The organism is Pantoea sp. M_10, assembly GCF_008631515.1.
In the GTDB taxonomy this organism is placed as follows: Bacteria; Pseudomonadota; Gammaproteobacteria; order Enterobacterales; family Enterobacteriaceae; genus Pantoea; species Pantoea anthophila.
On sequence record NZ_VWUL01000004.1, the window covers coordinates 417,272 to 428,841 of the forward strand.

10 protein-coding genes are annotated in these 11,570 nt (G+C 55.4%); 7 read left to right on the forward strand and 3 right to left on the reverse strand.

The features are described 5' to 3' along the window. Window positions 1-13: 13 nt before the first annotated feature. Window positions 14-697, reverse strand: a complete 684-nt coding sequence (locus F3I47_RS14470; protein ID WP_150029265.1) for a hypothetical protein — start codon at window positions 695-697, stop codon at window positions 14-16. A 278-nt stretch (window positions 698-975) separates the two neighbouring features. On the opposite strand from F3I47_RS14470, the gene F3I47_RS14475 reads away from it, so the two are divergent. Then, complete coding sequence (locus F3I47_RS14475; RefSeq protein ID WP_046102857.1) at window positions 976-1,287, forward strand: cupin; 312 nt, start codon at window positions 976-978, stop codon at window positions 1,285-1,287. A 110-nt stretch (window positions 1,288-1,397) separates the two neighbouring features. On the opposite strand, the gene F3I47_RS14480 is transcribed toward F3I47_RS14475, so the two are convergent. Continuing rightward, the gene (locus F3I47_RS14480) at window positions 1,398-2,516 is read right to left on the reverse strand and encodes an ABC transporter ATP-binding protein (protein ID WP_150029266.1); all 1,119 of its coding nucleotides are present in this window, start codon (window positions 2,514-2,516) and stop codon (window positions 1,398-1,400) included. A 322-nt stretch (window positions 2,517-2,838) separates the two neighbouring features. Between F3I47_RS14480 and F3I47_RS14485 the strand changes: the two genes are divergently transcribed. The 6 genes from F3I47_RS14485 to F3I47_RS14510 all read left to right on the forward strand — a co-directional run bounded on the left by F3I47_RS14485 (window position 2,839) and on the right by F3I47_RS14510 (window position 10,109). Further along, on the forward strand, window positions 2,839-4,059 hold the full coding sequence (locus F3I47_RS14485) for an extracellular solute-binding protein (RefSeq protein ID WP_150029267.1): 1,221 nt from the start codon (window positions 2,839-2,841) through the stop codon (window positions 4,057-4,059). Window positions 4,060-4,100: 41 nt separating this feature from the next. Further along, complete coding sequence (locus F3I47_RS14490) at window positions 4,101-5,408, forward strand: carbohydrate ABC transporter permease (protein ID WP_111207194.1); 1,308 nt, start codon at window positions 4,101-4,103, stop codon at window positions 5,406-5,408. Window positions 5,409-5,418: 10 nt separating this feature from the next. After that, window positions 5,419-6,270, forward strand: a complete 852-nt coding sequence (locus tag F3I47_RS14495) for a sugar ABC transporter permease (RefSeq protein WP_150029268.1) — start codon at window positions 5,419-5,421, stop codon at window positions 6,268-6,270. A 3-nt stretch (window positions 6,271-6,273) separates the two neighbouring features. Further along, a complete protein-coding gene (locus tag F3I47_RS14500) occupies window positions 6,274-7,467 on the forward strand; it encodes an arabinogalactan endo-beta-1,4-galactanase (protein WP_150029269.1) in 1,194 nt (397 codons plus the stop codon). Window positions 7,468-7,508: 41 nt separating this feature from the next. Further along, complete coding sequence (locus tag F3I47_RS14505; RefSeq protein ID WP_150029270.1) at window positions 7,509-9,569, forward strand: beta-galactosidase; 2,061 nt, start codon at window positions 7,509-7,511, stop codon at window positions 9,567-9,569. 225 nt (window positions 9,570-9,794) lie between these two features. Next, window positions 9,795-10,109, forward strand: coding sequence for a glucose PTS transporter subunit EIIB (locus F3I47_RS14510; RefSeq protein WP_046102864.1), 315 nt, complete (start codon window positions 9,795-9,797; stop codon window positions 10,107-10,109). Between the two features lie 105 nt (window positions 10,110-10,214). Here the strand turns inward: F3I47_RS14510 and F3I47_RS14515 are convergent, their stop codons facing one another. Beyond that, window positions 10,215-11,477, reverse strand: a complete 1,263-nt coding sequence (locus F3I47_RS14515; RefSeq protein ID WP_150029271.1) for a maltoporin — start codon at window positions 11,475-11,477, stop codon at window positions 10,215-10,217. Window positions 11,478-11,570 lie beyond the last annotated feature (93 nt).

Below are 11,570 nucleotides of genomic sequence, written 5' to 3' on the forward strand. Positions count from 1 at the left end.
TCTGATCGCGCAATTAATCCTGCAAAGGATAACAGGTTGTCCAGTTGTAGTTGACCTCTGCCAGCATGAGTTCGCCTTCCACCTTTCCGTAATCGAGGGTCTGGCGGGCCAGAAAGAACTGCCGCAGCGGCGCGGGTAAATAAGCCGCGCCGTAGCGCAGCAGGGTCGAGTGCCAGAAGGGGGCCGGCAGGGCGCTGCCGGTGTGACGCATCAGCAACTCTTCTTTCCAGCGGGAGTTGAGAACCTCTTCACAGAAGGCGTGACGCAGGTCTGTTGCCGGCGCGTCGGGGATGCCCGCCAGCAACAGCTGTCCCGGCAACGCGACTAAACGAAGATCTCTGATAACAATGTTTTGCGCGTGAAAACCGGACCAGAGCGCCCTGAGTTCAGCTATTTTTTCCGGCAAAGGTGCGTGCTCAATATAGAGCGGCAGGGTCAGAGGTAAAAAGGTAAAGTGCAGACCCCGCTCCGGCAAGGTATCGGCCAGAGGGTCATCCCGGGTAAGCTGTTTCAGTTCATCCAGCAAACGTGAAACCGCGGGGGGAACGGCGGGCTGAATGCCGGTTGCCAGGGCCAGCTTCACCGGGTCGTAATAGCTCTCTTTCTTAATCTCCCCAATCCCCGCGTTTTTCGCCCACATCGCGAGCGTTTTCTCACTGGCAGCGTGATAGAGGTTTTGCAGGGTTGCTGAATTCATGACACTCCTTCTGACAGTCGGGGGAAACAGAGACGCAACGTCAATATTATCCCTGCCATCGCATCCGGGCCAGGCGATTCATTCAGTGATCATTCCGGAAGCGGTAAACCTCACTACTTACCGGGCTTTATCGGGGCTACCGGATCTCCTGATACCGCCTTAACCGGACAACATCGGGACAGATCGGGACAAGCGCGGGCATGAGTCTGGAATCCATGTTGTTGCTCTGCTATTCATGAGGCCGATGACGAAAACGTATGTCTGTTACCGGAGATAAAATGAATTTTTACCGCAGCACAGAATTTACCGGTTCGAAGGCCTGGGACGCTCAGCACATCGCGAGCTTCGGCAATACCAGCGTGAAACTTCACTGGACCGATCGGCCCTATAAGTGGCACATCAACGATGGGCAGGAGGTTTTTGCGGTGATGGATGGGTGTGTTGAAATGCAATATAAAGAACAGGGTGAGATTAAAAGCAGGGTTCTGAATACAGGCGATATTTTCTATGCCAGTGAAGGAACAGAGCATATTGCGCGTCCCCAGGGCGTTGCCCGCGTGCTGGTCATCGAGAAAGAGGGATCGGTTTAACCGGAAACCTGTTCCGCCGGGTAAGGAGGCGCATCAGACTGACCGGATAGGCCGCTCCGGCAGTAAAGGCCGTTTCCGGCCTTTTTTCCCGGACATATCAGTCAGCGATCTCAGGCTGCGCGCACCTGTGGCATCTCGATATCTGCGCTGATACGTGCTCCGTCAGCATCAAACACCATGCAGTGCTGCGGATGGAAAGTGGGACGCAGGGTCTGGTAGGGATGGAAGTGCACGTCCCCGGGCAGCAGCATTTTGAAACCATCATAACCGTGGCTCTGCCCAAACAGACAGGTGTTGTTGCCCAGACGTTCCACGACCTCGCAGTGAAAGTGGATGCTGAGTGGCGCATCACCGTTGATCTGAAGCTGTTCCGGTCGGATGCCCAGCGTGATTTCATCGCCAGGCTGCAGCTGGCGCAGAGGTAAAGGAAGCTGCAACCGGTGTTCCCCACCATTGATCAACGCGATCAGCCCCGCCGGGCCACACTGTTCCACGCGGGCGGGCAGAAAGTTCATCCTGGGTGAGCCGATGAAACCCGCCACAAAACGGTTAATCGGATTGTAATAGAGTTCCATCGGTGGGCCGACCTGTTCCACCTTGCCATCGTTCAACACCACAATCCTGTCGGCCAGCGTCATCGCTTCGGTCTGATCATGCGTGACATAGACCATTGTGGTTTTCAGCTCCTGATGCAGTTTTGCAATGTGCAGCCGCATATCGATGCGCAGCTCCGCATCCAGATTCGACAAAGGCTCATCAAACATAAATACCCCGGGATTACGCACAATGGCACGACCAATGGCCACGCGCTGACGCTGGCCGCCGGAAAGCTGCCGGGGTTTGCGATCCAGCAGGTGCGCAAGCTGAAGCGTCTTTGCAACGGTTGCGACCTGATGCTCAATCTGCGCCTTTGGCAGCCCATTCACCTTCAGGCCGTAGCCAATATTTTCTGCCACCGTCATATGGGGATAGAGCGCGTAGGACTGAAACACCATTGCCACGCCGCGATGTGAGGGGGCGACATCATTCATCACCTCCTCACCGATCAGGATCTCCCCGTCACTGATCTCTTCAAGCCCGGCAATCAGCCGCAGCAGGGTGGATTTACCGCAGCCTGAGGGACCCACGAAGACCGCAAACTCTCCGGCTTCAATATCAAGCGCGATGTTTTTCAGCGTTTCTGTTTTACCAAAGCGTTTGGTCACATTTCTCAATCTGATGCTGGACATGCTGATCCTCATGGTATGGTTCTGGTGGCTTAAATGTAATACGTATACCAGATGGTCGATTTACATGTCAGCCGTGATGCTACCTGCCATGACTATAACGTTACGCCAGGAGGCACCCTACCGCTGTTTTTGATTTCTGTAATAGCGATCACACATTGGCACGAAGGGGCTGGAGCGTTTCTGATGTTCCGCGTAGCGTAAGCGAAATTGCGATACGTTAATCACGTTGAATTTGCCTGACAACTCCCTGCCATCTGCAAAATTGTCAGGTTTAGATCAGCGGAAATAACTTTAAATGTAATACCTTCACATGAGGCCAGTAATGAAAATCAAAACCAGCGTGACGCTACTTCTGTCAGCATTGATGCTGAATCAATCCGTCTGGGCCGCTCAGCAACTCACAGTCTGGGAAGATATTAAGAAAGCGGATGGCATCAAAGCAGCGGTCGCTGATTTCCAGAAGCAGTTCAATGTTGATGTGAAAGTACAGGAGATGCCTTTTGCACAGCAGATTGAAAAGCTGCGCCTGGACGGGCCGGCCGGAATCGGCCCTGATGTTCTGGTCATTCCTAACGATCAGCTTGGCAGCGCGGTCGTGCAGGGATTACTGGCCCCACTGAAGATTGACGCAGCAGAGCAGGGCGCTTACACCCCTTCGGCGATGGCGGCCTTCACGCAGAATAAGGTGGTCTATGGCATACCTAAAGCCGTAGAAACGCTGGTGCTGATTTACAACAAAGATCTGCTGCCCGCGCCGCTGAAAACCGTGGATGAGTATCGCGCGTTCTCGCAGAAGCAGCGCGAGGCAAAACAGTATGGCCTGCTGGCGAAGTTCGACCAGATTTACTACAGCTGGGGCGTGATGGCTCCGATGGGCGCTTACATCTTTGGTAAAAATGCACAGGGTGCGATCAACACTCAGGATATCGGACTGAACACGCCGGGCAGTGTGGAGGCCGTGACCTATCTCAGGCGCTTCTTCAGCGAAGGATTGTTGCCTGGCGGCATCATGGGCGACAACGGCCTTAACGCAATCGACTCGCTGTTTACCGAGAAGAAAGCGGCGGCGGTGATCAACGGGCCGTGGGCGTTCCAGCCTTATCAGGCGGCCGGGATAAACTATGGCGTGGCACCACTGCCGCTACTGCTAAACGGCAAGCCGATGAGCTCCTTCCTGGGCGTTAAAGGCTATGTGGTATCGACCTGGAGCAAAGATCAGGCGCTGGCACAGAAGTTCCTCTCCTTTATCAACCAGCCGCAGTACGTGAAAGCGCGCTATCAGAAAACCCAAGAGATCCCGCCGGTGACTGCGCTGATGAACGATCCGATGATTAAAGATGATGAGAAAGCCAACGCGGTCGCGGTGCAGTCAGCGCGCGCGTCAGCCATGCCAGGCGTGCCGGAAATGCAGGAAGTGTGGGGGCCGGCTAATGCGGCGCTGGAACTGAGCGTTTCCGGCAAGCAGGCGCCAAAAGCCGCGCTGGATAACGCGGTGAAACAGATCACCATGCAGATTGAAGCGATGCAGGCCAGTAATCAGTAAGGCCGGTTCACGGGATTACCCTACAGGATAAGGATCAGAGAGTGGCTATATCTTCCGAGGAACATCTGGTGACGGCCAGGCGTCCGCGTCGTCATGCGACGACCGGTGCACTGCTGGCACTGCTGCCTGGCTTCGGCCAGTTTTACCACCGCCAGTGGGCGAAAGGCGTCTGCTTTCTGATTCTGCTCAGCAGCTTTGCCGGCATCTTCCATGATTTTCTGCGAGAAGGATTCTGGGGTCTCTACACGCTGGGTGAAGCGGTGCCGCGTGATAACTCCATTTTCCTGCTGGCGGAGGGAATTATCAGTGTGCTGATAGCCGCTTTCGGCGTGGCGATCTGGGGATTGTCGGTGCGTGACGCCTGGATCAATGGCGCTAAGCGCGACAGGGGAGAGCCACTTAACAGTGTGCGTCAGCAGTATCAGCTGCTGCTGCGTGACGGCTTCCCCTATCTGATGATCTCGCCGGGCTTTATTCTGCTGGTGTTTGTGGTGGTGTTTCCCATTCTGTTTGGATTCGCCATCGCCTTCACCAACTACAACCTCTATCACACGCCACCGGCGAAGCTGGTGGACTGGGTGGGTTTCAAAAACTTCATCAACATTTTTACGCTGTCAATCTGGCGCTCCACCTTCTTCGATGTGCTGCAATGGACCGTGGTCTGGACGCTGCTGGCGACCACGCTGCAGTGCACCGTCGGCGTGATGCTGGCGATTCTGGTCAATCAGAAGGACCTGCGCTTTAAGCCGCTGATCCGCACTCTCTTTATCCTGCCCTGGGCGGTGCCGGGCTTTGTCACCATTCTGGTATTTGCCGGGATGTTTAATGACAGCTTTGGCGTAATCAACAATGCGATTCTCGACTTCTTTGGCATCGCACCTAAAGCCTGGATGACCGACCCGTTCTGGACTAAAACCGCGCTGATCATGATGCAGACCTGGCTCGGCTTCCCGTTTGTGTTTGCGATGACGACCGGAGTGCTGCAGGCGATCCCTGAAGATCTCTATGAGGCGGCAATCATGGATGGGGCCAGCGCCTGGACACGACTGAAAACCATCACGCTGCCGCTGGTGCTCTACGCCATTGCGCCGATCATCATCACGCAATACACCTTCAACTTTAATAATTTCAACATCATCTACCTGTTTAACAATGGTGGTCCGGCGGTGGCGGGATCGAATGCCGGCGGCACCGATATCCTGGTGTCTTGGATCTACAAGCTCACCATGTCGTCGTCGCAATATGCCATCGCCGCCACGATCACCATTCTGCTGTCGATTTTCGTGGTAGGTCTGGCGCTCTGGCAGTTCCGCGCGACCCGGTCGTTTAAACAAGATGAGATGGTGTAAGGGAGCAGTTATGGCGAAGTCCGGCAGTATTAAACGCGAAAGGTGGATACGCCTGTCGCTGACCTGGCTGGTGGTGCTGGCCGTCACGACCATCATTATCTATCCGCTGGTCTGGACGGTAGGCGCATCACTGAATGCGGGCAACAGTCTGCTCAGCAGCGCGATCATTCCGGAGAATGCGTCGCTGCAGCACTACCGCGACCTGTTCAACGGCACGGTCCCTTATCTGACCTGGTACTGGAACTCGATGAAAATCAGCTTCCTGACCATGGTACTGACGTTAATCAGCGTCAGCTGTACCGCCTACGCCTTTTCCCGCTTTCGTTTTAAAGGGCGGCAGAATGGCCTGATGCTGTTTCTGCTGCTGCAGATGATCCCGCAGTTTTCGGCGCTCATCGCGATTTTCGTCCTGTCGCAGCTGCTGGGATTAATCAACAGCCATCTGGCGCTGGTGCTGATCTATGTCGGCGGGATGATCCCGATGAACACCTGGCTGATGAAGGGCTATCTCGACTCGATTCCCAAAGATCTGGATGAGTCGGCACGTATGGATGGTGCTGGCAATCTCCGCATCTTTGCAGAGATCATCATGCCGCTGTCGAAGCCGATTCTGGCGGTGGTCGCGCTGTTCTCCTTTACCGGACCGCTGGGCGATTTCATCCTCTCCAGTACCATTCTGCGCACGCCGGAGCAGTACACGCTGCCGATTGGCCTCTACAACCTGGTGTCGCAAAAAATGGGTGCCAGCTACACCACCTATGCGGCCGGTGCCGTACTGATCGCCTTGCCGGTCGCGGTGTTCTATCTGGCCCTGCAGAAATACTTTGTCTCCGGCCTCGCCTCAGGCAGTACAAAAGGATAAATCATGTCACCAAAACGATTATTTCTCGCCCTGGCGCTGGCCTGGGCGACGCCGCTGCTCGCCGCCGGACAGCCAGACATCGCCTCTGCCGGACCGTGGCCTGCCGATTTTATCAGAGGGGCGGACATCTCTTCGCTGGCAGAACTGGAGAAGCAGGGCGCGAAATTCTATAACGCTGCGAATCAACAGCAGGATGCTATCGCCATTCTGAAAGCCAGCGGTATCAACACTATCCGGCTGCGGTTGTGGGTCGATCCTACCGATGACAACGGTCACACCTATGGCGGAGGCGGTAACGATCTGCCGACCACGCTGGCGCTGGCGAAGCGTGTCAAAGCGGCAGGTCTGAAGCTGTTACTCGACATACATTACAGCGACTTCTGGACCGACCCCGGCAAGCAGTTCAAGCCTAAAGCCTGGCAGTCGCTGACCTTTCCCCAGCTGGAAGTAAAGGTGCATGACTACACGCGCGACACCCTCGCCCGCTTCAAAGCAGAAGGCGTGATGCCGGATATTGTGCAGATTGGCAATGAGCTTAATGGCGGCATGCTCTGGCCGGAAGGCAAAAGCTGGGGCCAGAACGGCGGTGAGTTTGATCGGCTGGCGGGCCTGCTCAAGGCAGGCATCAGGGGGCTGCGTGAAAACCTCAGCGATCCGCATCAGGTGAAGATCATGCTGCATCTGGCTGAGGGCACCAAAAACGATATGTTCCGCTGGTGGTTTGACGAAATTGTTAAGCGCGATGTGCCGTTCGATGTGATCGGACTGTCGATGTACACCTACTGGAACGGCCCCATCAGTGCACTGAAAGCAAACATGGATGACATCTCCCGGCGCTACGACAAAGACGTGATGGTGGTGGAAGCCGCCTATGGCTACACACTGGAAAACTGCGATAGCGCTGAGAACAGTTTCCAGGCCAGAGAGGCACAGGCAGGCGGTTATCCGGGCACGGTCGCAGGGCAGGCGGCTTATCTGCATGACCTGATCACAGCGGTACTGGCGGTGCCGGATCATCGCGGTAAGGGCGTGGTGTACTGGGAACCGGCGTGGATCCCCGCGCCGGGTAATACCTGGGCCACGCCCGCAGGCATGAAATATATCCACGACGAATGGAAACAGGGTAACGCCCGCGAGAACCAGGCGCTGTTTGACTGTCACGGCAAGGCCCTGCCTTCGCTACAGGTTTTCAATTAACTATCAGCGTTGACGCTGATCTCTTCCTCTGAGGAACAGGTATGAATAAATTTCCCCCGCTCAGCGCCCGGGTTAACCGGCTGCTGCATGGTGCTGACTACAATCCGGAGCAGTGGATGCACCAGCCGGGCATTATTGATGACGATGTCGCGATGATGAAGCAGGCGAACTGTAACGTCATGTCGGTGGGTATCTTCAGCTGGGCTAAGCTGGAGCCGGAAGAGGGACGCTATGAATTTGGCTGGCTGGATGAAGTGATCGATTCGCTCTGGCTGGAGGGAATATCTGTGTTTCTTGCCACGCCCAGCGGAGCGCGCCCGGCCTGGATGTCGCAGGCTTATCCGGAGGTACTGCGTGTGGGGCGCGATCGCATACCCGCCCTGCATGGCGGCCGTCATAACCACTGTATGACCTCACCGGTGTATCGTCAGAAGGTGCAGGCGATAAACAGCAGACTGGCGGCGCGCTATGCGCATCATCCTGCGGTGATCGGCTGGCATGTCTCTAACGAGTATGGCGGGGAGTGTCACTGCGACCGCTGTCAGCAGGCCTTTCGCGGCTGGCTGCAGCGCCGCTATGAGACGCTGGATAATCTGAATCTCGCCTGGTGGAGTGATTTCTGGAGTCATACCTACAGTGACTGGTCACAGATTGTGTCGCCAGCGCCGCAGGGTGAAATGTCGATCCACGGTCTGAATCTGGACTGGCGTCGGTTTATGACCGATCAGGTGACGGACTTCTGTCGTGAGGAGATTAAACCGCTCAGACAGGCGAATCCTGACCTGCCCGCGACCACCAATTTCATGGAGTATTTCTACGACTACGATTACTGGAAGCTGGCATCAGCACTCGATTTTATCTCCTGGGATAGCTATCCGATGTGGCACAACGTCAGGGATGAGACCACGCTTGCCTGTTATACCGCGATGTACCACGACTTGATGCGCACCCTGAAACAGGGCAAGCCCTTTGTATTAATGGAGTCGACGCCAGGCGCAACGAACTGGCAGCCGACCAGTAAGCTGAAGAAGCCGGGGATGCATATTCTCTCTTCCCTGCAGGCAGTGGCGCATGGTGCGGACGCGGTGCAGTATTTCCAGTGGCGCAAGAGTCGGGGTTCAGTTGAGAAGTTTCATGGTGCGGTGGTCGATCATGTCGGTCATCTTGATACCCGCACCGGGCGTGAAGTCAGAGAGCTGGGCCGGATGCTGGCAGCGATGACGCCGGTCATGGGCAGTCGGGTTGAGGCGCGCGTCGCGATCATTTTTGACTGGGAGAGTCGCTGGGCGATGGATAACGCGCAGGGACCACGCAATCTGGGCCTGCATTATGAGCGCACGGTGAACGAACACTATCGTGCCTTCTGGGAGCAGGGGGTGGCGGTGGATTTGATTAACGGCGACAGCGAACTCAGCGGCTACGATCTGGTAATTGCGCCGATGCTCTATATGGTGCGTGATGGTTTTGCAGCACGGGCCAGGCAGCATGTGGAGCGCGGCGGCCATTTTGTCGCCAGTTACTGGAGCGGCATCGTGAATGAGAGCGATCTCTGTTACCTCGGAGGATTCCCGGGTCCGCTGCGGCCATTACTCGGCATCTGGTCAGAAGAGATCGATAGTCTGACGGATGAGGAGTTCAACGGCGTGCGCGGGATACGTGGCAATGAGCTGGGGCTGAGCGGACCTTATCAGGCGCGCGAGCTTTGCGAACATATTCATCTGGAAGGGGCGACGGCGCTGGCCAGTTACGAGAGTGATTTTTATGCCGGAACGCCAGCGGTGACCGTAAATCGGGTGGGGCAGGGTAAAGCATGGTATATCGCGTCGCGTAATGATCTGTCGTTCCATCGGGATTTTTATGGTGCGCTGATTAAGCAGCTGGAATTACCGCGCGCACTGCCGATTGAGCTGCCACCTGGGGTGGTCGTTCAGCGGCGTACCGATGGTGAACAGGCGTTTCTGTTTGTGCAGAACTTTACTGGCCAGACGCAGCAGGTGTTATTGCCTGCCGGGCTGAGCGATTTGATTGATGGCACACCCATGACAGGATCGCTGATGCTGGCAGCGTGGGGATGCCGTGTGTTGAGCCGACCGCTGGAGTAGGGAGAGCACAGGCTCAGGGGGCCTATGCCCCCATCACTTTAAGAGATGGCATTCTCTGCAGGAAGAGTGGGGTTTTTGCTGTTGATGCAGGGCTGGTTTTTTAGAGGCCGAGGGCAGGAAAAGGCTATCTTCTGCGGGCAGTCACGGCATGGCCCGCTCGTTTTCGTGTATCAGTCGTAAGTGGCGGGCAGCAGCCCGCCTTTTTATCCTCTGAAGGAGAACAACATGGTGAGTCTGAAATCGTTTAAGCAATATTTCAGTCGGCAGCCGATTACGGCACAGGAGGTTGAAATAGACAACGCGCTACTCGAGCGGCTTGTCGAGTGCTTTGGCGGGCGTGACAATATTCAGCAGGTGGACGCCTGTATAACCCGGCTGCGGGTGAAGGTGACCTCACTGAAGGCGGTGGATACGGCTGGATTACAGAAGGCAGGGGCAATTGGTGTGGTCATTCTGGGACAGGAAGTCCATGCGATTTTTGGCAGGCAGTCCGACCCGTTGCGTCAGTTGCTGGAAGAGCGTTTCTTTCAGCCGGAATGAGGCACTGGTCTGAATCCGGAACAAAAAAATGGATAACCGTCGCCGGTTATCCATAAAGCCCCTGCATAAGAGCTTAACAATGACTCCAGGGAGACGATGGCGCAGTTACCACCAGGCTTCGACCTGTACGCCGAAGTTCCAGGTGTTATTACTGGTGTTGTCTTTAAAGCTGTGTCCATCTTCTAAGTCATTCAGATAAGAGGCAAACAGGCGCAGTTCCGGACGAGACATAAATTCGGGACCGGCTGCCAGACCCAGTGCCAGCGTATATTTCTGTCCTGCTGCTTTGTAGTCGCTGCCCACTTTGTTTTCATCTTTCTGCCAGAAGCTACCCACTTCGCCGATGCCGCGGACATATTGCGTAAACTGATACTGACCGCGACCCACCAGCGACAGCAGGGTAGTTTTACTCGTCTGGGCGGTGATATCGTCTGCTGATCCCCAGGTAAAGACCTGGTTCAGGGAAAATTTGTCGGTGACCGGCAGCAGACCGGTATTGATCACGCGGTAGCCGCTGGCGTTGCGGGTATCGTTATACATGTCATACCAGCCGCCGCCCTGCGAAATCATGTTCTGCGCCAGACCTTTATTGGCGTACTGGAACACCAGTTTCTGGTAGCCGCCCCACATGTCCTGGCTGATTTCACTGGTGAGCATGACGCCATTATCCGCGTCATAGAGACCCCCATATTCCTTCTGTTTGTTGGTGGTGTTTGGCATGGCGTAATCAATACCAAACTCGGTCCAGGCTCCACTCCAGGGTTTCCAGCCGGCATAGCGCAGATCCAGGTAGTTAATGTTGACGTCGTTGTCGCCATCGACGCGGTAATCCACATCATTGGCATCGCCGCGAATCCAGGCAAAAGAGACAGCACCCGGACCCAGCGTGTAGTTTTCGATACCGGCACCCGAACCAGAGATATTCCAGTACTTTGTATCAATAATGTGCAGGTCATGACGCTGATAGTAGCGTTTACCGCCCCAGATCACGGCATCTTTGTCACCCGGCACCAGTCCTTTGATCTGCAGATTAAGCTGGCGCAGGCCAAACTGAGCATCGTCACCGAAGGTGGTTTCGTTATCATTTGAGCCGTCGGAGAACATACTGACCATGGTGTCGACATAAAAACTGACATCATCCTTCTTGTAAACCTCACTGCCCAGTTCGACCTCGCCGTAAGTATCCGCTTCGTTGCCGAGACGGCCGACTTTGTTCTTTTGATACTCTTCAATACCGCCATCCTGCGATACGCCCACCCCACCACGGAGATAGCCATGGAAATCAATGTTATCGATAGCGGCATAGAGCGTCGGGGAAGTCAGGGCCGCAGCAAGCGCCACGGCAGCAGTACGTAACCTTGTTTCCATGTTATCCTCAGTTTTATTTGTAATACGTTCACATGACAGCGGCAGTAAACGCTTTTTGTCAGATGAGTGACAAATAAAATCGCGATAATGTGT